The following is a 24,345-nucleotide window of genomic DNA, read 5'->3' on the forward strand; positions in this document are numbered from 1 at the left end:
GTTTCGGTTGGGACAAATATATCCGAAAGCGCATCATGCTGCTTGAATCATGCGGTGCGGCGTTTTTACATGCCAGATGACGAAGCCGCGACTGTAGCCAAACACATATGGCCCGTAATCCCATACCCCCGTTTTGTTGCTTACGCCCATTTGACCTATGACGGAGGGCTCGGAATATGAAAAAACCTCGGCCGAAGCCGAGGTTTTCTTGGAAGTGCCCCCTCAGGGACTCGAACCCTGGACACGCTGATTAAGAGTCAGCTGCTCTAACCAACTGAGCTAAAGGGGCGTTGGTTATCCGTTCTCTCCGCGGCAACCTGCCCGGCGAACAGGAGATAAATATACTCAGAATCAAGACGAACGCAAGTCACGGCGTGTCGCCTTTATTTCCAATGGTTTTCAAAATCGCATTTTTACTTGCTCTTACGCATCCGGAACTAAATCGCCCACAAAAATTATTATCTTCGGCGTGTCACAGCAGCCCCCTGACATCGGCCTTCCCCTCCCGCGCACCAATCACTCCCATTTTTCTTCCCGCAATTCGCCACACGATTCAACCAGCCGAGGGCAGTCCCGATCAATCCAATCACACATCCAGCCAACCCAGACGCGCACCCGACCGACCCAAATACACATCCAGCCAACCCAACAAGCATCCTTTCACCCGCCCACACACACCGCCCCTTCATCACCCATCCTCCCGCATCTCTTTCCCGTTCCGCCTCCCTAAAAGCGACCAAAAACGCAACTTCCGACAAGGCCACACCACGCAAACGGTCGGAAAACGGCCTCTCAGCGACCACTTCCGCAATACCCGACCGTTCAATATCGCGCAAATGGTCGGAAAACACCAGCCTCAGCGACCACTTCCGCAACATCCATCCGTCCGACACCACACAAATAGTCGGGAAACGGCCTCTCAGCGACCACTTCCGCAATACCCGACCGTTCAATATCGCACAAATGGTCGGAAAACACCAGCCTCAGCGACCACTTCCGCAACATCCATCCGTCCGACACCACACAAATGGTCGCATGGAGCCGGACAAGTAGAACAAAAAACGCAAACGGGCGGCAGACGACAGGCAAAAGAGGACAGGGGAACGCAAATGAGCGGCGTCCCAAAAAGCAAAAAGCCCCACACCAAACAAAAACACCCCACCCCGCCCGAACGAACAAAAAACTCCCCGCCTCCAAAACGGAAGCGGGGAGCGTATGTGCTTAAGCTCAGACGTGTTTCAGCCTGAAATCAGACGCAGTTCAGACGCGAGGTCTGAGGTCAGGTCTGGGGCCGGTCTTACTCAGCGACGACCTTCACAGTGAAGGAAGCGGTGATTTCCGGATGCAGAGCGACGGTTGCCGGGAATTCGCCGGTGGTCTTGATGGCCTCGACGGAGATGGCCTTCGGATCCACAGCAGCCTTGGAGGCCAGAGCGGAAGCGATGGCGTCGGCGGAGATGCCGCCGAACAGCTTGCCGGACTCGGAGACCTTGGCGGCGATTTCCACGACGGAGCCTTCGATGGCGCCCTTGGCGGCGACGGCATCCTCACGGGTGGCGACGGCCTTGGCCAGGCGAGCGCGACGCATGGCTTCGATCTGAGCGGCAGCGCCCTTGGTCCACGCGAAGGCCATGCCCTGCGGGATCAGGAAGTTGCGGGCATAGCCGCGCTTGACGGTGACGACGTCGCCCGGGTGGCCCAAGTTCGCGACGGTCTTGGTGAGAATAACCTTGGTATCAGCCATTTCGATATCCTCCTCGATCAGCGGCCGGAAGTGGCGTACGGCAGCAGAGCCATCTCGCGGGCGTTCTTGATTGCCTTCGAGATTTGGCGCTGTTCCTGCACGGACACGCCGGTGATACGACGGGAACGGATCTTGCCGCGATCGGAGATGAACTTGCGCAGCAGGGCGACGTCCTTGTAATCGATCTCGGTGACCTTGGCGGTCTTCAGCGGATTCGGCTTCTTCTTAAACGGCTTGACCGGCGGTTGCGGCCTCTTGCGTGACATCTTGATGTTCTCCTTATAAAAACTGATTGTTCGTTGCTGTAACGCTCATTCGATCGGCATGCTGGAATGCCGGAATGTTTGCGATTGAAGGCTTTGCGATCGGAATCTTCGACGCGGAAGGCTTAGAATTCCGGTTCTTCGGAGCCGCCTCCGAAATCGGAGGAGCCGAAGCTGCCGAAGCTCGATCCTGCGGAGTCGGCAGAGGAGCTCCACGGATCGACGCCTTGGCCTGCGGGCGCGGCCGGGGCTGCAGAGCCGGCGGATGCGCCGCCCATGTAGCCAGCCCCTCCGGAGTATGCGGCGCCGCCGGAATATCCGCCGTTGCCGCCGAAACCGTTGTTTCCGCCGAAGCCGCCAGCGCCTGCTCCGCCGGAGAATCCTCCGTTGCGGGAGCCGCCTGCGAAACCGGAGCCGGTGACCTTGGTCACCTGTGCGGTGGCGTTGCTCAGGGCCGGGCCCATATCGTCAATCAACAATTCCATTGCGCCACGCGCGTCCGGCTGATTCGGCATCGGACGGCCTTCGCGCATGCGGCCCTGCACGATCACGCGCATACCTTTTGCAAGGCTTTGGCTGATGTGCTGGGCGAGGTCGCCGAAAGCAACGCCACCAATCGCCATATGGTCGCCGTCTTCCCATTCGCCGGTCTGGCGATTGCGCTGACGAGACGAAGCAATGATGAACACGCGAACATACGCGTTGCCATTGGCGGAAGTGCGGAGCTCGGGATCGGTTCCGAGGTTGCCGATGATGGTGACTGTTGGCACTGCCATGACGCTACCTTCTTATCTTCGTGACGCTGAATTCGTGACGCTTACCAGTTTATTCGCTTGAAGCTTTCGGCTGTCCGGCCTGTCGGCTTTTGGGCCCGCAGCTTTCCAAGCGTTGAATGAGCGTTTTCGAATAACGATTTACTTGGCGTCCTTACGAAGGATCTTCGTACGGATCACGGATTCGTTGAGGTTCAGAACACGGTCGAGTTCGTCGCTCGTGGCCGGTTCGGCGGAATAGTTGACGACAACGTAGTTGCCTTCGGTCTTTCCGGCGATCTCATAGGCGAGCTTGCGACGGCCCCAGATGTCGATGTTTTCGACGGCACCGCCTTCCTTGGTGACGATCTCCAGATACTGCTCGGTCAGCTTCTTCAGACCGCGCTCATCCAGCTCAGGATCGGCAATGAACATCAGTTCGTACTTATGCGCAGACATCACCCACCTCCTTCGGACTATCGGCCACGGACCTTCCGTGGCAGGAGTGTGTATGCGTACTGCCTGCTGATTGCGCATATGCGCTGCAGGCAACCTTGTCAGGATAGCTTGAAGGCTGGACGGCATCGCGGCCAGGCCTTGCGCGATTTATGCATCGATATGTGCGCGATTGATGAAGCACGATATGCCAACAGGACATGAACAGCGCGCATAAAATTTTCGGGGAACCCGCAATGCGATTCCCGCGGAAAAGCATCCAAAATCACAATGCGAAAGCGGGGAATGCGGAAAGGACTGCATTGAGACCCGTCCACAAGCGTTTTCCGAAAAATCACCATACCGTTTTTCCGCGTGCCTAATACAGAGACATTGTTATATTGGAATACGGCTATTTTTCACGTGATATTCAACTTGGGAAGGCATCGTATGTCTGCGATTCTCGAAGGCACCCCAGATAAACGCCTGGCATTGGTCACCGGCCGCGCATACCCGGAACAGGCCGAAGAAACGGCCAAATACCTAGGCACTTCCGTGCTGGAGACGACCGCATATGATTTCGCGAACGGCGAGATGTACATCCGCTTCACCGAACCGGTGCGCGGCGCCGACGTGTTCGTGATGCAGGCGCATACGCAGCCGATCAACAAGTGGCTGATGGAACAGCTCATCATGGTCGATGCGCTGAAACGCGCCTCCGCGCGTTCCATCACCGTGGTCGCCCCGTTCATGGGCTACTCGCGCCAGGACAAGAAGCATCAGGGCCGCGAGCCGATCACCGCCCGTCTGATCTTCGACCTGTTCCGCACCGCCGGCGCCAACCGCATCATGACCGTCGACCTGCATGCCGCGCAGGAGCAAGGCTTCTTCAACGGACCAGTCGACCATCTGACCGCGATGCCGGTGCTGCTGGACTATGTGCGCGGCCGTCTGCCGCTGGAAAACACGACCGTCGTCTCCCCCGATGCCGGCCGCATCAAGGTTTCCGAACAGTGGGCCGCAAAGCTGGGCGGCCTGCCGCTCGCATTCATCCATAAGAGCCGCGACATCACGCGTCCGAACCATGCCGAAGCGCACGGCATCATCGGCGAGGTGAAGGACCGCGACTGCGTGGTCGTCGACGATATGATCGACACCGCCGGCACGATCTGCGAGGCCGTTCGCACACTGACCGACGCCGGCGCGAAATCGGTGACGCTGGTCGCCACGCACGGCCTGCTTTCCGGTCCGGCCGTCGAACGCCTGAAGAACTGCGGCGCGAAGGAAATCGTGCTGATGGACACCGTGCCGGTACCGGAGGAGAAGCGACTGCCGAATATGACCGTGCTTTCCGCAGCGCCTCTCCTGGCCGCCGGCATCCGATCCGTCTTCGAATCCGGATCCGTGTCCACGCTGTTGAACGGCCTGCCGGAGGACATGCGCCCGCGCAATATTTATGCGTGATCCGCAGCGTTGATGATGCGCTGCGAGTGACCTGCAGCGTGCGTGGTGCGCTGCGCGTGACCTGCGGATCATCAACGCGCGCACCATCGGCTTGTCTGCAATACGGAATCGCCCTCATTCTTCATCGGGATGAGGGCGATTCCGTATGTTCCGCGGACAATCTTGCATGTTTTGTGCACATCTGCACGCTCTGCACGCGATTCTGATACAACGTGCGCAGCCTTTGTGCGCCCCTCGTGCAGCCCTTCCAATCAAGATATGCCCCACCTGCACAATGTGCCCCAAAACAGCGCACAATGTGCAGGTGGCATACGCACATTGTGCAAGTGCCACCCACACATTGTGCAAGTGCCACCCACACATTGTGCCTAATAAGCTTCCCACACGCACAATGTGCCCCGAATCAACGCACAATGTGCGCGAAACAGATACACATTGTGCGTCACACAGGCCGCCAACGCACAATGTGTAAGTACTACCCACACAATGTGTAGGTGGCATACGCACAATGTGTAGGCGTCACCCACACATTGTGCGCAAGAAGCCTTCCACATGCACAATGTGCCCCATCCACATACACAATGTGCGCGATTCACACACACATTGTGCGCCATACAGGCTGTCAACGCACAATGTGCAGGTGCCACCCGCACATTGTGTATGTGATACCCACACATTGTGCGTGTGATGCCCACACATCACGTATGTGCTACTCGCCCATTGTGCTATGCGCCTCCACATTGCGCATACCCCTCCCGCATTGTGTATATGCCACCCACACAATGTGTATATGCCACTCGCACATTGTGCGTGTGCCGCATGCATAATGTGCGCGCGACGCCTGCATATGCACGAGAAAATACAGACGCAATAGGGCGATGCGACCTGGCGCAAATACAATAATGCCCCTTACTGGGCGCATGCGTTAAGGACATGCGCCCAGCAAGGGGCGCTGATTGCGATGCTGCGATCCACACAGCATCCTTACGCGTCTCCACTATTTGGTGAAGGCTTCGCGGATTTGGGCGGCGGTGCCGTAGGAGGCCTGTGCGCCGTAGCCGGTGGCGGCGTATGCGGAGACATACGATGCCAGTTGCGCGGATTCGCATAACGTCATTCCGGAGGCGAGGCCGGCCAGCACGGTTCCCATGAAGGAATCGCCGCAGCCGGTGGTGTCGACGGCGTTGACGCGGACAGGTCGCACGCGTTGGATCGGATCGGCAGCAGTGCCGTCCAACACCATCGATCCGTCGCCGCCCAAAGTGACGACCGCCTGTTCGAATCCGAATTCACGCATCTTGTCAAGCGCGAAATGCCAGTCGAACGAATCCCAATCATCATCTTCGGGCTCTGCGATGCCCAGCAATTGCGCCATTTCATGCTCGTTGACCAGCAGCACGTCGGACGCTTCCACCAGTTCGCGCGGCAGTACCGGCGTGAACGGCGAATTGTTCAGCAATACTTTGACGCCGGCGTCATGGCAGAGGCGAGCGCATGCGGTCACCGTTTCGATCGGGCTTTCCAGGCACAGGCCGAGCACGGAGGATGCCGTCAGCACGTCGCGCATCGATTCGATGTATTCGACGGTGACTTGCGCGTTGGATCCCGGCGAGTAGACGATGGTGTTTTCGCCGGCCGCGTCGACCGTAATCACCGTGGTGCCGCTGGGGCCGAGCACGCGGCGGATATGCGACGTGTTCACGCCGGCTTCGCCGAGTTTGGCGAGAAGGAATTCCGCATTGGCGTCGGAGCCGACTGCGCCGAACATGTGCACGGTGGCTCCGATGCGGGCTGCAGCTGCGGCCTGGTTGCCGGATTTGCCGCCGGGCAGCACCTGCAGCGGCCCGCCGGTAATGGTTTCGCCCGGACCGGGCAGGCGCTCGGTGGTGACGGTGTAGTCAGCGTTCATCGATCCCACGACGGAGACCGTGCCGTGAATGCGGTCAAGCAGGGCAAGGGTCTCAGCTGCGTTCATGATTGACATTCCTTTCTGAATCATTCGGACATTCGACCGATTATTCGGACAATTATTCGACCTTTTCGGCTGATTTTCAGCCGTTTCCGGCCGAATCATTCGGACATTATTCGGACATCATTCGGACATTCGACCAGTATTCAACCGATTATTCGACCGTTTGGCCGAAATAACGGCCGAATCAACGTCGCATGACCGGATCCAATCGTCACGATGGCCGAATGTCCGAACAGATGCCGCTACCGTACTTCTTGCGTCCTATTCCTGGTTTCCATTCCACGTCCTACTTCTTATCCGCGTAGATCTTGCGGTTGAACACCAGGAACACCACCAGGCCGAGCACGACGACGCCGGCGCAGATGAGCAGCAGGTTGGCGTAGCCGGCGGAAGCACCGACCGCACCGGTGATGCTGGAACCGGCGAGCGCCTGGGAGCCCATGAGGCCGCCGAAGATGGCGATGCCGATGGAGGCGGTGACGTTCATGACGAGGTCGTTCATGCCGACGCCGCGGCCGGATTCATCCTGCGGCAGGGTGTCGAGCACGGTGGAGACGACCGGCGAGTACATCAGGCCGACGCCGGCATAGAACAGGCATGCGCACAGGGTCAGGACGAGGAAGCCCGCGTCGACGGCGAACGCCGCGCCGAGGAAGCCCGCCAGCATGAGACAGCCTGCGATGATGATGCCCGCCTTGCGGCCGATCTTGCCGATGATCGCGCCGGAGCTGGTGCCGACGATGGCGGCCACGACGAACGCCCACACGATGTAGGTGGAGACCTGCGACGTGGTCATGCCGTATACGCCGCCGCCGATGGCGTTGAAGATCGGGGAGATGCAGTAGTTGCAGAAGTAGAACACGAGGATGAGGCTGATCGCCATGATCCAGCGGGTGTTCTTGAAGAAGGCCGGCGTGATGAACGGCTTTTCGGCCTTGGTGATGTAGACGCCGAACACGATGAACAGCACCACCGCGACGGCCAGCATCCACCATGCCATGTAGGAGAAGAACAGGGTGAGGAATGCGACGGCGATGCCGAAGATGGTGAAGCCGAGCCAGTCGACCTTTTCGCCGTTGCCGCTACGGCCGGGCAGCAGTTTGAGCAGGGCCGGCAGGAACAGGATGGTGACGGCCGGGATCAGGAACAGGTACTGCCATGCGATGGAGCTGAGCATGCCTGCCGCGAACACGCCGATGGAGGCGGACAGCTGGTAGCCTGCGGTGAACAGGCCGAAGAAGATGACTTTGAGTTCGTTCTTCAGATATTTGGTCGCGATGACCAGATAGACGGAGCCTGCGACCTGTTCGCCTGCCGTCTGCATTACGCGGGCGATGATGACGGTCCACAGGTTGGCGCCGAAGAACATGTTGGCGACGAAGCCGAAGATCGAGCCGACGAATAGTGTGACGAGACCGACGACGACGAGTCGTTTCAGTGAGACGAAGTCGCCGAGCGAGCCGTAGATGAAGCAGACGATGCCGAGCACGATGCTGGGGAACGCGGTGATCAGCGACGCCTGCGCCGGCGCACCGACGTCTTCGCCGACCTGGGTGAAGACGAGGTTGAAGCCCTGCAGACACAGGGTTCCCAAAATGAATGTGATGAGCAGCAGGATCAGGGCCTTTACGGCCGTCTTACTGCTGGTTTCCGGGTCGTCGAACGGATCGACGACGACTTTGGCGGTGGTTGCACTCATGGTCTGTCCTTTCAGACTTCCACTGCCGATGCCTACGATTCTTATGTTTTACGGGCGCATCTGGGCAATTTCATTTTTGGTTTGGTTTCGTTGGTTTGGTTCGTTCGATTGATTGTGTCGGATTGGTGTTCGCTTTCAGCCGGCCAACAGTCCTGTGATGCGGGTCATGAATTCGTCGAGGAAGCGCGGCACATCCACGCCGACCGCGACGTTCATGGTTTTGACGGGATCGTTGAGGCGTTCGACGTCACCGATGGTGCGGCCGCGGGTCGCGCCTTCGACGTCGACCTGCATGTTGATCGGCAGCATGGTGACGAGCGTCGGATCGACGGCCACGCCGACGGCCAGCGGATCGTGCAGACCGCATCCGCCCAGGTGCGGGGCGGTCGTCTCGTACGCCCTGATGTAGAAGTCGGTCATGTCGGCGAAGAATGTGCCGGCGGCGGTGCCGAGTTCGCGCCATTTCGCGGTTTCCTTATAGGTGAGCAGCGTCTGCAGCGTCACATCGAGGCCGACCATGGTGGCGGGCGCGCCGGAGCGGAACAGCTTGTCGGCGGCATCGGGATCCTGCGAGATATTCGCCTCGGTCCAGGCGTTCACGTTGCCGTGCACGGTCAAGGCGCCGCCCATCAGCACGATATTGCCGATTTCGTCCTTGATTTCAGGGGCTTTTTCGAGCGCCGCCGCAATGTTGGTCATCGGGCCCGTCGGCACGTATACAAGGTCGTCGCCGTATGTCTTTGCGGCGTCGATGATGAAGTCGACGGCGGATTCGCCTTCCGCTTCGCGCGTGGAATCGGGGATGACGGCGTCGCCGATGCCGTTGTCGCCGTGGATGAATTTGGAGATTTCCAGCACATTGAAGGATTCCGCCGTGCCGGGATGCGGGATTCCTCTATATACCTTCACTTCCGGATGGCCCAGCAGGTCGGTGATGGCGAGTGCGTTGCGCACGCCCTGTTCAAGCAGGACGTTGCCGTAGGTGCCGGTGATGCCGATCAGTTCGACTTCGGGGCTGCCCAGCGCGTACGCGATGGCGAGCGCGTCATCCACGCCGGTGTCCAGATCAAGAATCATCTTTTTCATGAAATTTTGCCTTTCCTCATCGAAATCGCATCGCTGCCTCTTTGCGCGACGCTATCTCTATGATATCCGCCGCAATATTTTTGATTTAACGTTTTATCATAACGACAACGATTATGATAAAACGTTAAATCAATATCGTCAAGATACTGCAATCCGGGCGTGTCATATTGCTTACGTCAGATACGAAGATGATTCGGAATATGATCCGGCAAACAGGACGAATCAGCGAAAGACGCGGAAGGGACGCGTCAAATTTGCCGCACCGTGCCGCGGTCGACCAATTTCGGCTTCAGCAAAACCGTCTCGGCGCCACTCAGCCAGGGACGGCCTTCAAGATGCTTCATATTGATGCGCGACAGCAGCATTTTCCAGCTGTTCGCCGCCAATTCGTCCACATTCTGTTCGACCGTGGTGATTTCGACGCCCATGCCGAAGCGTTCAAGAATATTGTCGTATCCGATCAGCGAAATGTCATGCGGGATGGACAGGCCGCGTTCGCGGGCGCGCTGCATGAAGCCGACCGCCATCAAATCATTGCAGCAGAATACGGCGGTGGCGTTGTTGTCGATGATCGAATCCGCGGCGGCGTATCCGCTTCCGAAACGGTAGTCGCCGATTGCGGAAAGCTCATGGGAGAAGGGGATGCCGGCCTCTTCCAGGGCTTTGACGAAGCCCTGACGTCGCCTGTTCGCGTTGCCGACGCGCGCGTCGCCGGCGATGCAGCCGATGCGTGTGTGGCCGGCCTGAAGCAGGCGTTGCGCGGCGAGACGGCCGCCGGCAAGATTGTCGAAGCCGACGCCGTCGCACCAGCCGGTGGAGATCAGCCGGTCGATCAATGTGACAGGACAGGCGACCTTGGCGACGTCCTCGCGCAAAGCCAGCTCCTCCCTATAGGATTCACGCGCGGCGATAAGGAACATGCCATCGACGCCGCGCGAAGCCAAACGTTTGATCAGCTCACGTTCGGTGGCGCGCGAATCGTCGGAATTGGCGACGATCAGCGAATAGCCCTCTTGCTTGGCGCAGTTTTCGAGACTGCGCGCGAGGGACGCGAAGAACAGGTTTTCGATGTCGGGCACGATAAGCGCGATCAGCATCGAGCGCTTCGTGACCAGGCTGCGCGCATTCTGATTGGGCACATAATTGAGATCCGCCGCGACTTTGGCGATAAGCCTGCGCTTTTCGTCGGAGACGCGCGCCGGGCGGCCGTTGAGCACAAGCGACACCGCGGTCACTGAAACGCCGGCCGCAGCCGCGACATCCTTCAGTGTGGTCCTATGCACCATAGCCTTCCACCTCACTCTTCCAAGCCCCTTTAGAATACAGCGGAAGCGTGCCCAAACGCACGCTTCCGCCATGTCATGCCGACGTCGTTACACGATCTTCGGCGAGGTCGATCAGGCTTCCTCCTCGGCCGCGCGAGAGTGGCTGTAGATCATCTTCATGGACGCGATGAAGATCACCAAAGCACCCAGGACGATGACGCCACCGATCAGGAAGACGTTAGCGTATGTGGAAGAAGGACCGGCTTCGGTACCGAACAGCGAACCGCCGCTCATGGCGCCGTTGGCCATCAGCTGGCCGAAGATGGCCACGCCGACGGAACCCGTCACGGCCTGCATCAGGTCATTGAAGCCCAGTGCACGGCCGGACTCCTCGGCTTCCACCGTCAACGTCGCGGTATCCACGATCGGCTGGTAGAAGAACGACGTACCGAAGTAGTAGATGCAGGGAGCCAAGCCCAAAGCCCACACCGCGCCATACGGAATGAGGAACGCAATGAGGATCAGGCCGCCGCCCATGCAGGAGAGCGCGAGGATGACGGACGCCTTACGTCCGATCTTCTGAATGATCGGGCCGGCGCCGAAGCCCATGATCGCAGCCACGATGATGGACCAGACGAGCAGGTTGGACACCTGTGCGGAGTCGATGCCGTAGACGTCCAGGCCGATGGCGTTGCATCCTGCGTTCAGGGTGTAGCTGAAGAAGTAGCCGACGAAGATGACGATCATGGTCATCGCGAACGCCGGATTGGTGAGCATCTTGGGCGTGATGAACGGATCAGACGCCTTGTTGATGTATACGATGAAGGCGATGAGGGAGACGGCGATGGCGGTGCCCCACATCCAGTTCATATCGGTGAAGAACATGGTGAGGGAGCCTGCAAGCAGGCCGATGAGCACGAAGCCGACGACGTCGATCTTGGCGCCCTTGGCGTGCTCGTCCGGCAGGTTCTTGGCGAGCACGGGGATGAAGAACACCGCGATGACGCCGATACCGAAGAGGATACGCCAATCGACCAAAGTCATGTAGCCTGCAAGGAACACGCCAAGCGCGGCCGCGATACGGAACACCGCGACGAACACGCCGTACCAGATCACGCGCTTCTTCTTCTCCACATACTTGGAGACGAGCACGAGGAAGATGGAACCGGACACCTGCCATCCCGCGGATTGCACGGTGCGGGCGGCGATGACGATCCAGATGCTCAGGTCACCGAAACAGCCTAGGATTGAACCAGCCACGAACACGATGGTTCCAAGGATCATCATCTTCTTGAGGGAGACGAAGTCGCCGAGGGATCCATAGATGACGCACACGATGCCGAGCACGATGCCCGGAATGGATGTGATCAACGGGGCCAGGTTGGACTGGCCGAGCTCGTTGCCGATGTTGACGTAAATCATGCCGAAGGCCTGCTGCTGGAGCACGCCCAAAGTGAAGATGATGAGCACGATCGGGATCGCGATCTTCGCCATCCTGTTCATTCTGGCGAATTCTTCGGTTCCTTCTTCCGGAACCGGAATGCCGTTCGCCTTGACTGCGGTTTCAGCCATGGTTTTTCCTTTCTTGTTCTCCATATGGTGTCGTCATTTGCGTCGCGCATCGCTTACGCGACGCACGTAGCTGGCGCGGAAACGCTCCACGTCCACATCGACGCACACCTTGGCATTCATTGGTTTGTCCAGTACGCCGTCGAAGTCCACGGCGGTTGCGCCCATGGATAGCGTGCTGGAGATTTCCACGTCGACGTGGGCTTCGCGCACGTCGAACAGTTCAGGTTCGAGCAGGTAGAGGGCGGCGGAGGGGTCGTACATCTTGACGCCTTCCTCGATGTGACCACCGTCATAGGAACGGAACAGCGAACCGACCATGGCGCCCACTTCGCCACTCTGCTCGATAGCCTCGAGGTCTTCGGCCAAGAGGCGGGCCTTGCGTCCGATATCGAGACCGACCATGGTGATCGGCACCCCGGAACGGAACACCATCTTCGCCGCCTCCGGATCCACGAACACGTTGAATTCGCCGAATACGCCGATGTTGCCGCGCCCCGTGGAGCCGCCCATCATGATGATCTCGGCGACCTTCTCCTTGGTTTCCGGGAAGGCGGCGAACAGCATCGCAATGTTGGTGAGCGGGCCAAGCGTCAACAACGTGACGGGCTCCTCGCTGTCCATCAATACACGGCGTTCTTCCAGAACCGCATTGTTCACGGTCAGCAACGAGGTGTCCGCCGGGGGAAACTCGAAGGCGCCCATACCGGACGCGCCGTGCGCATCGGTGGCGAAGCGGTTGTCCCGCATGAGCGGGGCCCCGGCACCCCGGGCGACCGGTATGCGTTCGCCAAGGAAAGCCATGAGCTTCAACGCATTGTTCGTGGTATGGCCGATGCCCACGTTGCCGGAGACCGTGGCGATCAGCCTGATGTCAAGGGATCGCTCTCCCACCAGGATGGCGATGGCCGCAGCATCGTCGATACCCGGGTCGGTATCAATGATTAAAGGTTTTACCATTGTATAAGGAATCCTCCTTCTTATGTTTTTCAATTGATTCGCGCAATCGATGGACGATGATGATGACAGCGTGTCCAGAACAGGAACACCTGCTGGACGCGACAGCTAGAACGCCATTTCGAAGATCCTGCGGACGTCGTCACGATTCAGTCGCACGACGGCGCCGATGGAAGCATCATCACCGTAGAATTCAATGGCGTCCAGCATGCGTTCCACATCCGTCTGAGGCAATTTCGCGTCGGCGAAACTCACCGGCATGCCCATAGAGCGGAAGAACGACTCCAAGGCTTCGACGCCCGCTTCGATCGCCTTCATGTCGTCGTCCTCACGCACATCGAACACTTCGCGTGCGAAACGGGCGAAACGGACAGGGTTCCTCGGGGCGCTGTACCGCATCCACGACCCCATGATGATAGACAGCGTCGCACCATGAGGCGTGTCGTACAACGCGCTCAGCTCATTGGCGATCGTGTGGGTGGACCAGTCCTGATTGCGCCCCACTCCCAACGTGTTGTTTTGCGCGATGGTCGAGATCCACATGATTTCGGCACGCAGGCCGTAGTCATCCAGGTGGCGTACGGATCGAGGCCCCACATCCACAAGCGTTTTCAACACGCCCTCAATCATGCGGTCGATTACTCCGATCTGCGGATCGTCGCTGAAATACCGCTCACACGTGTGCGAGAACATGTCGACGATGCCGCAGGCCGTCGGAAACGCCGGCACCGTCGCCGAAAGCGCCGGGTTCATAAAAGCGAGCGCCGGACGCACCACCGGTTCGCTCACCAACAATTTCAGATGCTCGTCCTCATTGTTGATCACGGCGACCTGACTGGATTCACTGCCCGAAGCGGGACAGGTCAGCACCACGGCCACCGGCAGCGTACGTTCCGCAGGGACTCTGCCTGTGAAATATTCCCAGACGTCGCATTCGCCGGCCGCACCCAGGCCGATGGCCTTCGCGGAATCGATCACGCTACCGCCGCCGACGGCAAGCACTGCGTCGACGTGTTCGCGACGTGCCAGTTCGACGCCTTTGCGAACCAAGGCAAGACGTGGATTAGGTTGCACGCCGCCGAGCTCGACATGTTCGATCCCGGCCTCGTCGAGGCTGGCGTTCACCGTGCTCAGCAACTGCGTCAGATATGCGCCGCCGTCATGATGGACCAGCACGCGACGCACACCCAAGGCACGCAGCTCCGCGCCCACTTTATATTCGGCATCATGCCCGAATATGAATTTCGTGCCGATGGTGATTGCAAAATCATTGAGCATGTCAGTGTATTCCTTTCAACACGGCCGCGATGCCTGCGGCATCGTCGACGCAATGGGCAGGATGCTGCGCGACGAGACTGGAACGATCACCGTCTCCATAGGTCACGGCGATGCATTCGAGACCGTTGTCACGTGCGGCGGACACGTCGCTCCACGTGTCACCGACGTATACGCATGGCTCGTCGGGACGACGATAGCGGCGCAAGGCCTGCGCGATCATGTCGGTTTTGCTGGCCCACTGCGTCTCTCCGCCGCTATCCGGGCATATCCATCCGTCGAACAGCAGGGACCAGCCTTTTGATTCGAGAATTCGTTCCAAGGCGACCCTGGGTTTGTTCGTGACGATCACATTGTCAGCGCCTTGAGCCCGCAAATCGCCGATCAGCTGCAGGATGCCCGGATAGAGGCGGGTATGTTCGAACGCGTTGATCGTCCGATAATGCATGGTGACGCAGTCATCGAACGTACGGGCGAGGTGTTCTCCGGGAAATGGCTCCACGAAACGGAATATCTCGTCCACGCTGCACGCAAGGTTCGAATCGTCGGCCCGAAAAGCCTCCGGTATATGACCTGAGCAGCGATTGGCGGCATACTCCAGCGAAGCCCACACGTCATGGCAGGTATCGGCCAACGTGCCGTCGAAATCCCATAGCACCAGCATGATTCATGGTCCTTTCTGCCGCTTCGGTGGTGGATGCCAGGCGGACGGCGACGCCGCACGGCTGCGGGCGCGCCGACCGCCAGCCGGCTCGTCCGGCCTTGTTCAGTCGTATCGTTCGAGCGTGTCGTTGAGCAGTCGGACGAATCCCGGGAAATCAAGCTCCAATGCGGCTTCAGCATTCGGCTCTTCGCCGCGGAAGCCCATGGTCGGCGTACGCTCCAGGTCCGCAGCCGGACGTTCTCCACGCAGATGGCGGTAGTCGCATACAGTCATGCCGCGCGTCAACGTGCCGTTGAGCTCCACGTCGATATGCATCGGCACAGAGGTGATGAGTTCCGGTTCCACGATCCATGCAACGGCGCAGGCGTCATGCATGGTGGCGCCGGTCAGCTGGGATTCCTCTTCGCAAGTGCCGATGAAATAATCCGTCAGATCAGCGGCCAGGTTGGCTGCTTTTGTACCGATCTCACGGAAACGCGCCACATGTTCGGCGGTCAGGTTGCACTGCCGGGTGAGGTTGATGCCCGTCATCTTTACGTGGATGCCGGAATTGAACACGCGCGAGGCGGCTTCCGGATCCACGTAGATATTGAACTCCGCCGCCGGCGTCCAGTTGCCGAACGTAACGGAGCCGCCCATGATGCACACCTCTTTGACACGGTCGACGATGCTCGGTTCGCGATTGATCGCCTCCGCGATGTTCGTCAACGGCCCTGTGGCGATGATCGTCACATCGTCGTTCGCCATCACGGTTTCGACGATGAAATCCACGGCATGCTTGTCTTGCGGTCGGTGCGTCGGCTCAGGCAGCACAGGACCGTCCAATCCCGTCTCCCCATGGAACTGCGGCGCCGTGACCAGAGGCGCCACCATCGGACGGCTATGGCCTGGATACACACCGATACGGTCGGCCGCGCCCAATGTTTCAAGAATCTTGATGGCATTGCGCGTCACGTTTTCCAGCGTGCAATTGCCTCCGATCGTGGTGATGCCCAGCACGTCGAGATGCTGCACGGCAAGCATGATTCCGAACGCATCATCGTGTCCGGGATCGCAGTCCAGAATGACTTTCTTCTTCATTCAATTACCTCCTTTGGTGAGTGATGTTGATTTGATTGGTGAATGGTCGGATGGGGAGGCTCCCAGGCGGACGCAGTCCGGGCTGACCGCCCCATCGGTTCATGAATCGTGTTCCGCGAGAAACGCTTCGAGCTCCTGCATGTCGGGCGAGCTGCGCGGCCCCTTGCGCGCCACCTTGTACGCGGACACCGCATTGCCGAGACGCAGCGACTCCGCAAGCGTGGCGCCAGACATCATCGCACTGATGAATCCAGCGTTGTACACGTCACCGGCGCCTATGGTGTCTTCCACCGGCACTGTGAACGGTGGCGCCTGCACGCGTTCCGTTTCGGTGAGCCCCACCGATCCGCGAGCGCCGTCGCGCACGATCACGGTCCGCCCGTCGACTGCATACCGCGACGCGTTGTCCATCCAGTCGCCTTCGCCCATATAAGCGAATTCATCCGGTCCGGATCCGAGCAGGTAATCCACATGAGGCATGATCCGCTCGAGCGCCTGTGCGAAATCCCGATCGAGCACACCGTCATCCACACGAAGGTTCAGATCGAACGACGTCGGTACCCCGTTGGCATGGGCCTCTTCGAAAATTCGCACGATCGAGCTGCGTGCGCTCGTGTCGTAGGTCAATGACATTCCGGACGAATGCAGCCATCCCGCATTGCGCACCTTATGGAACGGAACGAGCCCTTCGTCGATCACCTTGAACGATTGCCGTTCCCTGGGCCATCCCCACAGATATCGTTCGCCGCGGTCATCCACGAACGCGAACACACCTACCGTGTTGAGCGTGGAGTCCGCGACCAGTCCGGTGACGTCGACGCCGGCGTCACGCAGGTCTTTCATTACGAAACGCCCATAATGGTCGTCACCGACAGTGCCGATAAACGACACGGACTCGCCGAGCTTCGCCAGCGCCACCGCAGTGTTGGCGGATGTGCCGCCGCCCTGCATGCGAATATCCGGATATTCCACACGGGTACGGGTTTCGTCGAGGAACCGCGGGTACGGCACGATGATGTCGACGTTGGCGTCTCCGACGACTACGATGTCACGCATTCTTCGCCGCCTTGATGAACGCCTCCACTTTCAGCGGATCCTTGCAACGCAGGGTGTCCGCGCGTTCGTCGTCGTAATTCGTCAGGCTGAACGAATCCACCCCATACGGATTGGTCAGGTGGATCGCCTCCGCCACATTGCCGGCGTCCAGTCCGCCCGCGATGATGCATTTGACGTCGGTCGCATCGATGATGGCCTTATCGATTGCGCGGTCATGAGTCAGCCCCGTGGCTCCGATGTCTCCGGCATCCGGCGCTTTGGTATCGATGAGGAAGAAGTCGGAGACCGCTTCGTAGTCCTTCACGTACTGCATGACCTTCTGCTCCTCCAGCGGCACCCCGGCCAGCACTGGAATCGCCTGCATGATCTTCAGGTCCGGGAACCGTCTTTTCAGCTCAGCCACCTGGTCCGGCGTGATTCCTTCGATATCTCCGGACAAATGCAGCACATCCGGCAACGCCGCCTTCAGGTCCTCCGTGATCTCATCGATATCTTCGGAGCAGGTCAGACCGATGCGCACCGCCTGCGGCTGTACACCGTCGAAAATCTCCTTCGCCTGTTCGCAGGACAGCTGACCGGGAGTGTGTTTGATATGCCCATAGCTCACGCCGATATGCTCGCCGCCCATATCAATCACCATGCGGGCGTCCTCAACAGTGCGGATACCGTAGATTTGTGCGATAACGTCAGCCACGTCGGCTCCTTTCATCATGTATTGCGTTCATGAATGCGGGCACCGAGAACACGGCATCCCGCAAACCCGCCCCCAAAGCGACTCTGGTGATGGGCGGCGGCGTCACGAATGAACGCCGAAGTTCCTGTGTGCGCGCGAACACCTCGGCAGTCGGGCCGTCAAGCAGCACTTTGCCTTGGCACAACACCACGGTCCGGGTGAAATTCGCCGTGACGAATTTCATATCATGTGAAATCGTGACGCATAATGTGCCGGATTGGCGCAATGCGGCGACGATGTCAGCCAAACGCCGGGTGCCGCGCACGTCCTGCCCGCATGTAGGCTCATCAAACACCACGATCTTGGGCAGCATCATGAGCACCGCGCCGATGGTGCAGAACTTCTTTTCCGTGGGGGTCAGGTCGAACGGATGGCTGTCCAGTTTTCTGGACAATCCCACCATCGCAGCGATGCGTTCCATACGCGCGTCGATCTCGGCGTCGGACACGCCGATCTGCTGCGGCCCGAATGCGAATTCCTTACGCACGCTTTCCAGAAACAGCTGATCATCGGGATTCTGGAACACATAACCGACGGTGCCGCTCCACTGCGCGGTGGTGCGCGAATTGACATCCTCGCCGTCGATGAGGACCCGCCCCGACGTAGGACGCAGGATGCCGTTGAAATGCTTCACCAACGTGGTCTTGCCCGCACCGTTCTGCCCGACGATCGCCACCGGTTCCACACCGTCAAGCGTCAGGGTAATACCGTCAAGCGCCTTCGAACCGTCCTTATACACATGTTCCAATGCTGAGATCTCGATGCTCATCGGAGCACCTCCTTGACCATCCGGACAGTGTCCTCCTCGCGAATGGACAGATGGACTCCGGGCAGTCCGTCCTCCTCCATGGCACGGGTCAACGCGACATAGTCCGGGGGTTCGACGCCATGCTCGCATAGCTCCGGATCGAGGAACACCTCATCCGGCGTGCCCAGAGCCGCAATCGCGCCATGGTCCATCACCATGACCTGATCCGCGCAGCGGGCCACACGCTCCATGTCATGATCGACCATGATCACAGTGACGCCGTCGTCGTTGAGACGTTTGACAATGTCAAATATCTCCTCGCCGCCCAACGGGTCAAGTTGCGTGGTGCACTCGTCCAGCACGAGAATCCTGGGCTCCATGATGAACGTGGATCCGAACGCCACGCGTTGCACCTGCCCACCGGAAAGCTCCAGCGGGTTCTTGTCCAGGATATGGTCGATGCGCATCAACTTGGCCACGGCGGCCACACGCTCAATCATCCGCTCGCGAGGCACCCCACGGTTGCCCAGCCCGTACGCCAACTCCTCGGCCACGGTGCCGGCCGTGTACGACAGCTGGTTGAACGGATTCTGGAACACCAGACCTATACGCTGGGACAATTGCGCGATGCCGGCCTGTGCCGTATCAACGCCTTCGATGCGTATACCACCGCCCATCGTGCCCACAAAGTAATGCGGGATAAGTCCGACCAAAGCATTGCATAATGTCGATTTACCCGCCCCGTTGGCACCGACGATGCAGAAGAAGCTGCCTTCGTCCACACGGAAGCTCACATTCTTGACCGCGCGACGCTTGGTGTCCCGATATCGGAATGAGAAATCATCCACTTCCACGACCGTGCTCACATCACACCTCCCCACCAGGGCAACACATGCAGGGCCACCAGCACGGCCACCACGGCACCGGCGACGAAGAACATCACGAACATCCAGGTCAGCACTGTGTCGCAGGCATGCCAGACGACCTTCACATAACTGGTCTGGCGAACGCCGCGCATGCCGAACCCTCGTGTCTCCAACGTCATGCCACGTTCCTGCGCGTCGGTCAGCGACGACATCACCACCGGCCCCATCAGTGGGATGTATGCCTTGACGCGTGAGACGACGCCTCCTCCCATGGACAGGCCGCGAGCGCTCTGCGCCTCCTGTATGACCGCCATACGGCGCTGCATCTGCGGCACCACATTGAGACTGGCAAGTATCAGATACCCCATTTTCGCGGGGCATCCCACATCGGTCAACGCAGCCACCAAAGCGCCCGTATACGTGGTCTTGTTCATGATGGTGAAGCTGCCCAGGAACACCAGCAGCGTCGTCACGATCTTCGCCGCATACAACGTGCCCTCCAATCCCAGCTGAGCGAAGCCGAAATCGATGAGCACGGTGCGGTTCTTGGGACTGTACAGACCTTGGATGAACAGCAGCATGACGGTGACGGGCACACCGAAACCGAACATGAGCTTTGCGAAGGAACGTTGGATCCCGGCGACGAACGCCACTGCGAACAGCACAACGACGAGCGCCACGCCAAGCGTGTAATCGGGCCAGACGAGCGTCGTGCACCCAAGGCACAGCACTCCGGCGATCTTTGTCAGCGGATTCAAACGATGGATGACGCTGGCGCCATTCATGATTTCAATATGTCCGTCCATCGCCGTGCGCCTCCTTTCCCGTGATCGTCCTCCGATGGCGTCTCGTCAACGGTCCTCGTCCTCCACGTCCTCATCGTCGTCCTCTTCGACGCCGGCATCATCACCAAAGGCATCGGCCGCATACTGGCTCAGGAAGCGATGCGGAATCTTTTTGACGATGACATATGCGATGAACACGGCGATGCCTTTATCCAACAGGTTTTCCAGCATCGAGGACGAAAACACGGATGCGACGATATCCTTCATCGCGACAAGCAACGCAGCGGTCAGGACAGATGTACCGTTGACGCCGGTTGCGCCACCATATACGAACACAGTGATGACGGACGCCGACACCGCGTTCACCAATGTCACCGCCAGCCAGATGAGCACAACACCCCACGCCTTGCGGAACAGCCCGGCCTTGACCATATAGCCGACGACGAGACCGCAGAGCACACTGACCACGGCGTACGGCAGATAAACAGGGTTCGCCACGATGGCAAGGAACACATTGGTCAGCAGACCGGTAAGCGCCGCCACCCACGGACCCGACAGACAGGCGATGACGATGGTGCCGATCATGTCGAGGAACAACGGCAGCTTGAGCGCGGAGCACAGGGTGCCGCCGATGAGGTTGATGCCGACGGCGATAGGGATAAGTACCAATGACTTGGTTGAGAACTGGGCTGCAATGTTTCCCAAGAACGAACGTTTCCCGGTCATGGCGAACACCGTCTCCTTCTGTTCAGCTTCTCTGCTTCGCACGGTCATCGTGCGAGCTCGCACCATTGTCAAGTCTTAGGAAAACTATTTCCTAAAATGTTTTCTCTAAGGTAGGATAACAACTAAATCGCATGGATGTCAAATACGACACCGCCAAAGATAAAATGTTTTACATAAAGGGTGCCGGAGAGGGGGAAGGCCATGAACATCAAGGACATCGCGCGGATCGCCGGTGTCTCGCCGTCGACCGTATCGAAGATCGTAAACGGCAAGGACCAAAGCATCAGCCAAGATACGCGCGACAAAGTACTGCAGATCGTCAAGGAATACCACTACACGCCGTACGCCACCATTTCCCAGCGGTCCCAAGCTCGGACACTCACCATAGGGGTGCTTCTGCGTTCCACGATTTCATTCGACAGCACCTTGGACGGAATCATCCAGACCGCGCAGACCGCCGGGTATGGCACGCTCGTCTTCAATAGCTATTCCGACACCGAGCAGGAGATGAAAAACATCGCCGCCCTCTGCAATACGCATAACGTCGACGGCATCATCTGGGAGCCGGCCAGCGCGGAAAGCCTGCAGCTATCCTCCCATTTTGAATCAAGCGGCATTCCCTTCATCACCATCGGCCCATACGGCGGGGATGCATCACTACTGCTGCCCTACAAAGACGCCGCCTACCGGTTGACCAACGAACTCATCGAACACGGCCATACGAACATCGCCTGCCTGATGACCCGTGGACGGCGCACCGCGGATTTCATCGACGGTTTCCGCTCCTGCCTGTTCGATCACAACATGAAGTACGACGACAGCCTAATCCACTACACATTGGGCCAAGGCCTGACCGAACGCATCGGCAACCATTCGCTCACCGGCTTCGTCTCATCGCACTACCGCATGGCGTTGGAATTCAGCCAACTCATGGCATCCCTGCACTATCGCCTGCCTGATGATGTTTCGTTGGTGTCCATCAAGAACGACACCAACGAAGCCCTCGCATATCCAGGCAGTACGGAGATTTCGACCTACACCATACGCAACGCCGATTTCGGCGCCTACCTCTGCGGAAAACTGCTGTCCACCGTGGAAAAGCGAAATGATGACACCGCGTCATTCGTGCAACAGTTCCATCTTGACAACACGACGACCATAGGCGAGCCGCCCCAAGCAAAAAACAAAAAAATCGTAGTGGTCGGCAGCGTGAACATCGACACGTATATCCCCGTATCAAGACTTCCGCAGGCCGGTTCCGCCGTCACCACACGTACATCCTCCTCCACCCCCGGCGGCAAGGGCATTAACCAAGCCGTCGGAGTCGCCAAATTGGGGCATCGCGTTTCCCTCATCGGCAACGTGGGCGCCGATTCCGACGCCGACCACATCTTCCGCGAAATGACACGCTGGGGAGTCGACACCAGCGGATTAAAACGACGTTCCCACCAGCACACCGGCAAAGCCTTCATTTTCGTGGATCCCGAAGGCGAATCGATCATCTCCATCCTGTCGGGGGCCAACGCGACGCTGTCACCTGAAGACATTCGCGCGAGGGAAGGTCTGTTCGAGCATGTGGACTATTGCCTGGTGCAGTCGGAAATACCATTCGATGCAGCCATCGAAGCGTGCCGTCTGGCCCATAGGCACCATGCAACGACTATTCTGAAGCCGGCGGCATGCGATTATATTCCGCAGCATCTGCTCGACTATACGGATATTCTCATCCCGAATCTTTCCGAGCTGCATGCAATCGTGCCGGGCGAGGATGATATGGAAACCAAGGCAGAGCACCTGCTGGCGCAGGGCGTCGGCTGCGTCATCGTGACGCTAGGGCAAGACGGCTGCTACGTGCGTACCCCCGACATGCACATGTACAAGGACGCAGCGCCTTTTGAATCGGTGGATAGCACCGGTGCCGGAGACGCCTTCATCAGCGCGTTTGCCGCATACCTTTCCTATGGGTACAGTCTGGAGGACGCCGTCGACGTCGCCACATACGCAGCAGGATTCTCGACTTCACGGGAAGGGGTCATTCCTTCGCTCATAGACCGTTATTCCCTGGAGACACGGGTACGGCAGCCGAAGGGATGACATTCAAGCTTCAAAAACACCTGAGACGATAACGACATCGGAACCAAGGAGATACAACAAAGGCCTCGTGGCATGCCACGAGGCCTTTGTTGATGAATACGCGACTAGAGCGGACATCGGTCTGAGCCGTCGAAGCCATCAAGGCGACAGGCCGAGCGTCAGCCTCGCGCCGGTTTTCCCGGCCGGCATCCCTTCCCTGACACTTTTGACCGCATCTAACGGCGTGTTGCGGTCGGAACCGTCAGAGGAGGCGTCCGCGTACCGAACGCAGGCCCGTCCCCTTGACGTTTTTGGCCGCTGACTCCGGCGTGTTGCGGCCGGAACCGTCAGAGGAGGCGTCCGCGTACCGGCACGCCGACGAGTCCCCTGACACGTTTGACCGCGACACGCCGGCGCCGGCGGTCGAAACCGTCAGAGGGACCGGCCGTACGTCAAGGAGCCGGCCCCTCCCCTGACACATTCGACCGCGACGCGCCGATGAGGGCGGCCGAAACCGTCAGAGCCCCCGGAGACCGTCAAAACCCCCGGAAACAAAAAAAGAGGACCCCGTCCAAACGGACGGGACCCTCCCAAAAGAACAATGCGGCGGCGCGCTACTCTCCCACACCCTCTCGAGTGCAGTACCATCGCCGCGCCAGGGCTTAGCTTCCGGGTTCGGAATGGGACCGGGCGTCTCCCCTGGGCCAAGGCCACCGCAAAACCACACGAACACACCCCACAAAAGGGGTGCGGCATGGACCGTGACGGTCCGGGAACCGGACAGAGGACGCGAGAACCAATCGAAAAGACCGTTCAATGACACGCAGCGCTCCCGTCGACCATGGAACCGGCCATGCCGACACAGGCACCCAAAACATGGGCATTAGGACAAGAGTGATGTCGTCGTTCGTCCGTTAGTACCGGTCGGCTCCACCCCTCACAGGGCTTCCACCTCCGGCCTATCGACCACGTGTTCTCCATGGGGACTACAAGCCTCCGAAGAGGCCATGGAATGCTTATCTTGGAGCAGGCTTCCCGCTTAGATGCTTTCAGCGGTTATCCCTCCCGGACGTAGCCAACCGGCCGCGCCACTGGCGTGACGACCGGCATACCAGAGGTCCGTCCACCCAGGT

The 24,345-nt window shown here is 59.1% G+C and carries 21 protein-coding genes, 1 tRNA gene and 2 rRNA genes; 2 read left to right on the top strand and 22 right to left on the bottom strand.

Going from position 1 to position 24,345, the window contains the following annotated elements; genetic code table 11:
• Positions 1 to 215 precede the first annotated feature (215 nt).
• The 5 genes from AC1AX7_RS06810 to rpsF form a co-directional block, all read right to left on the bottom strand.
• Positions 216 to 289 (bottom strand) — tRNA-Lys (locus AC1AX7_RS06810).
• Between the two features lie 1,008 nt (positions 290 to 1,297).
• On the bottom strand, positions 1,298 to 1,744 hold the full coding sequence (gene rplI / locus AC1AX7_RS06815; RefSeq protein WP_476509332.1) for a 50S ribosomal protein L9: 447 nt from the start codon (positions 1,742 to 1,744) through the stop codon (positions 1,298 to 1,300).
• A 17-nt stretch (positions 1,745 to 1,761) separates the two neighbouring features.
• Positions 1,762 to 2,010, bottom strand: coding sequence for a 30S ribosomal protein S18 (gene rpsR / locus AC1AX7_RS06820; protein ID WP_476509333.1), 249 nt, complete (start codon positions 2,008 to 2,010; stop codon positions 1,762 to 1,764).
• Between the two features lie 122 nt (positions 2,011 to 2,132).
• Complete coding sequence (ssb, locus tag AC1AX7_RS06825; protein ID WP_476509334.1) at positions 2,133 to 2,783, bottom strand: single-stranded DNA-binding protein; 651 nt, start codon at positions 2,781 to 2,783, stop codon at positions 2,133 to 2,135.
• A 138-nt stretch (positions 2,784 to 2,921) separates the two neighbouring features.
• Positions 2,922 to 3,218, bottom strand: a complete 297-nt coding sequence (gene rpsF, locus AC1AX7_RS06830; protein ID WP_476509335.1) for a 30S ribosomal protein S6 — start codon at positions 3,216 to 3,218, stop codon at positions 2,922 to 2,924.
• Between the two features lie 426 nt (positions 3,219 to 3,644).
• Here rpsF and AC1AX7_RS06835 point away from each other — a divergent pair, with 426 nt between their 5' ends.
• A complete protein-coding gene (locus tag AC1AX7_RS06835) occupies positions 3,645 to 4,658 on the top strand; it encodes a ribose-phosphate diphosphokinase (protein ID WP_476509336.1) in 1,014 nt (337 codons plus the stop codon).
• 997 nt (positions 4,659 to 5,655) lie between these two features.
• On the opposite strand, the gene AC1AX7_RS06840 is transcribed toward AC1AX7_RS06835, so the two are convergent.
• From AC1AX7_RS06840 to AC1AX7_RS06910, 15 genes are all read right to left on the bottom strand, one after another.
• Complete coding sequence (locus AC1AX7_RS06840; RefSeq protein WP_476509337.1) at positions 5,656 to 6,633, bottom strand: ribokinase; 978 nt, start codon at positions 6,631 to 6,633, stop codon at positions 5,656 to 5,658.
• Between the two features lie 283 nt (positions 6,634 to 6,916).
• Positions 6,917 to 8,329: an MFS transporter gene (locus AC1AX7_RS06845; protein ID WP_476509338.1), complete on the bottom strand. Its 1,413-nt coding sequence runs from the start codon at positions 8,327 to 8,329 to the stop codon at positions 6,917 to 6,919.
• A 135-nt stretch (positions 8,330 to 8,464) separates the two neighbouring features.
• On the bottom strand, positions 8,465 to 9,415 hold the full coding sequence (locus AC1AX7_RS06850; RefSeq protein WP_476509339.1) for a nucleoside hydrolase: 951 nt from the start codon (positions 9,413 to 9,415) through the stop codon (positions 8,465 to 8,467).
• 248 nt (positions 9,416 to 9,663) lie between these two features.
• Positions 9,664 to 10,701, bottom strand: coding sequence for a LacI family DNA-binding transcriptional regulator (locus AC1AX7_RS06855; RefSeq protein WP_476509340.1), 1,038 nt, complete (start codon positions 10,699 to 10,701; stop codon positions 9,664 to 9,666).
• Between the two features lie 111 nt (positions 10,702 to 10,812).
• On the bottom strand, positions 10,813 to 12,252 hold the full coding sequence (locus AC1AX7_RS06860) for an MFS transporter (RefSeq protein ID WP_476509341.1): 1,440 nt from the start codon (positions 12,250 to 12,252) through the stop codon (positions 10,813 to 10,815).
• 33 nt (positions 12,253 to 12,285) lie between these two features.
• The gene (locus tag AC1AX7_RS06865; RefSeq protein ID WP_476509342.1) at positions 12,286 to 13,209 is read right to left on the bottom strand and encodes a nucleoside hydrolase; all 924 of its coding nucleotides are present in this window, start codon (positions 13,207 to 13,209) and stop codon (positions 12,286 to 12,288) included.
• Between the two features lie 105 nt (positions 13,210 to 13,314).
• Positions 13,315 to 14,484 carry an iron-containing alcohol dehydrogenase gene (locus AC1AX7_RS06870; protein WP_476509343.1) on the bottom strand — a complete coding sequence of 390 codons (1,170 nt, stop codon included), beginning with the start codon at positions 14,482 to 14,484 and terminating at the stop codon, positions 13,315 to 13,317.
• 1 nt (position 14,485) lies between these two features.
• The gene (locus AC1AX7_RS06875; RefSeq protein ID WP_476509344.1) at positions 14,486 to 15,145 is read right to left on the bottom strand and encodes an HAD family hydrolase; all 660 of its coding nucleotides are present in this window, start codon (positions 15,143 to 15,145) and stop codon (positions 14,486 to 14,488) included.
• Positions 15,146 to 15,247: 102 nt separating this feature from the next.
• Positions 15,248 to 16,225: a nucleoside hydrolase gene (locus AC1AX7_RS06880; protein ID WP_476509345.1), complete on the bottom strand. Its 978-nt coding sequence runs from the start codon at positions 16,223 to 16,225 to the stop codon at positions 15,248 to 15,250.
• Between the two features lie 99 nt (positions 16,226 to 16,324).
• Positions 16,325 to 17,281: a carbohydrate kinase family protein gene (locus tag AC1AX7_RS06885; protein WP_476509346.1), complete on the bottom strand. Its 957-nt coding sequence runs from the start codon at positions 17,279 to 17,281 to the stop codon at positions 16,325 to 16,327.
• Positions 17,274 to 17,975: a phosphoribosylanthranilate isomerase gene (locus AC1AX7_RS06890; RefSeq protein WP_476509347.1), complete on the bottom strand. Its 702-nt coding sequence runs from the start codon at positions 17,973 to 17,975 to the stop codon at positions 17,274 to 17,276. The genes AC1AX7_RS06885 and AC1AX7_RS06890 overlap by 8 nt, the downstream gene beginning before the upstream one ends.
• On the bottom strand, positions 17,968 to 18,783 hold the full coding sequence (locus AC1AX7_RS06895; RefSeq protein WP_476509348.1) for an energy-coupling factor ABC transporter ATP-binding protein: 816 nt from the start codon (positions 18,781 to 18,783) through the stop codon (positions 17,968 to 17,970). The genes AC1AX7_RS06890 and AC1AX7_RS06895 overlap by 8 nt, the downstream gene beginning before the upstream one ends.
• Positions 18,780 to 19,628: an energy-coupling factor ABC transporter ATP-binding protein gene (locus tag AC1AX7_RS06900; protein ID WP_476509349.1), complete on the bottom strand. Its 849-nt coding sequence runs from the start codon at positions 19,626 to 19,628 to the stop codon at positions 18,780 to 18,782. Before AC1AX7_RS06900 ends, AC1AX7_RS06895 begins: the two co-directional genes overlap by 4 nt.
• Positions 19,625 to 20,434: an energy-coupling factor transporter transmembrane component T gene (locus AC1AX7_RS06905; protein ID WP_476509350.1), complete on the bottom strand. Its 810-nt coding sequence runs from the start codon at positions 20,432 to 20,434 to the stop codon at positions 19,625 to 19,627. Before AC1AX7_RS06905 ends, AC1AX7_RS06900 begins: the two co-directional genes overlap by 4 nt.
• A 45-nt stretch (positions 20,435 to 20,479) precedes the next feature.
• A complete protein-coding gene (locus AC1AX7_RS06910; RefSeq protein WP_476509351.1) occupies positions 20,480 to 21,139 on the bottom strand; it encodes an ECF transporter S component in 660 nt (219 codons plus the stop codon).
• A gap of 201 nt (positions 21,140 to 21,340) precedes the next feature.
• Between AC1AX7_RS06910 and AC1AX7_RS06915 the strand changes: the two genes are divergently transcribed.
• A complete protein-coding gene (locus tag AC1AX7_RS06915) occupies positions 21,341 to 23,233 on the top strand; it encodes a PfkB family carbohydrate kinase (RefSeq protein ID WP_476509352.1) in 1,893 nt (630 codons plus the stop codon).
• A gap of 580 nt (positions 23,234 to 23,813) precedes the next feature.
• Here the strand turns inward: AC1AX7_RS06915 and rrf are convergent.
• Positions 23,814 to 23,930, bottom strand: a 5S ribosomal RNA gene (gene rrf / locus AC1AX7_RS06920).
• A gap of 176 nt (positions 23,931 to 24,106) precedes the next feature.
• A 23S ribosomal RNA gene (locus AC1AX7_RS06925) occupies positions 24,107 to 24,345 on the bottom strand; the annotation flags it as partial.

Source organism: Bifidobacterium sp. LH_449, assembly GCF_056356755.1.

Coding starts and splice junctions, on each gene's coding strand:
- AC1AX7_RS06860 (WP_476509341.1), bottom strand. CDS start 12,252: ATGGCTGAAACCGCAGTCAAGGCGAACGGCATTCCGGTTCCGGAAGAA.
- rpsF (WP_476509335.1), bottom strand. CDS start 3,218: ATGTCTGCGCATAAGTACGAACTGATGTTCATTGCCGATCCTGAGCTG.
- rpsR (WP_476509333.1), bottom strand. CDS start 2,010: ATGTCACGCAAGAGGCCGCAACCGCCGGTCAAGCCGTTTAAGAAGAAG.
- AC1AX7_RS06875 (WP_476509344.1), bottom strand. CDS start 15,145: ATGCTGGTGCTATGGGATTTCGACGGCACGTTGGCCGATACCTGCCAT.
- ssb (WP_476509334.1), bottom strand. CDS start 2,783: ATGGCAGTGCCAACAGTCACCATCATCGGCAACCTCGGAACCGATCCC.
- rplI (WP_476509332.1), bottom strand. CDS start 1,744: ATGGCTGATACCAAGGTTATTCTCACCAAGACCGTCGCGAACTTGGGC.
- AC1AX7_RS06835 (WP_476509336.1), top strand. CDS start 3,645: ATGTCTGCGATTCTCGAAGGCACCCCAGATAAACGCCTGGCATTGGTC.
- AC1AX7_RS06845 (WP_476509338.1), bottom strand. CDS start 8,329: ATGAGTGCAACCACCGCCAAAGTCGTCGTCGATCCGTTCGACGACCCG.
- AC1AX7_RS06855 (WP_476509340.1), bottom strand. CDS start 10,701: ATGGTGCATAGGACCACACTGAAGGATGTCGCGGCTGCGGCCGGCGTT.
- AC1AX7_RS06915 (WP_476509352.1), top strand. CDS start 21,341: ATGAACATCAAGGACATCGCGCGGATCGCCGGTGTCTCGCCGTCGACC.
- AC1AX7_RS06895 (WP_476509348.1), bottom strand. CDS start 18,783: ATGAGCATCGAGATCTCAGCATTGGAACATGTGTATAAGGACGGTTCG.
- AC1AX7_RS06880 (WP_476509345.1), bottom strand. CDS start 16,225: ATGAAGAAGAAAGTCATTCTGGACTGCGATCCCGGACACGATGATGCG.
- AC1AX7_RS06840 (WP_476509337.1), bottom strand. CDS start 6,633: ATGAACGCAGCTGAGACCCTTGCCCTGCTTGACCGCATTCACGGCACG.
- AC1AX7_RS06910 (WP_476509351.1), bottom strand. CDS start 21,139: ATGACCGGGAAACGTTCGTTCTTGGGAAACATTGCAGCCCAGTTCTCA.
- AC1AX7_RS06865 (WP_476509342.1), bottom strand. CDS start 13,209: ATGGTAAAACCTTTAATCATTGATACCGACCCGGGTATCGACGATGCT.
- AC1AX7_RS06870 (WP_476509343.1), bottom strand. CDS start 14,484: ATGCTCAATGATTTTGCAATCACCATCGGCACGAAATTCATATTCGGG.
- AC1AX7_RS06850 (WP_476509339.1), bottom strand. CDS start 9,415: ATGAAAAAGATGATTCTTGATCTGGACACCGGCGTGGATGACGCGCTC.
- AC1AX7_RS06905 (WP_476509350.1), bottom strand. CDS start 20,434: ATGGACGGACATATTGAAATCATGAATGGCGCCAGCGTCATCCATCGT.
- AC1AX7_RS06885 (WP_476509346.1), bottom strand. CDS start 17,281: ATGCGTGACATCGTAGTCGTCGGAGACGCCAACGTCGACATCATCGTG.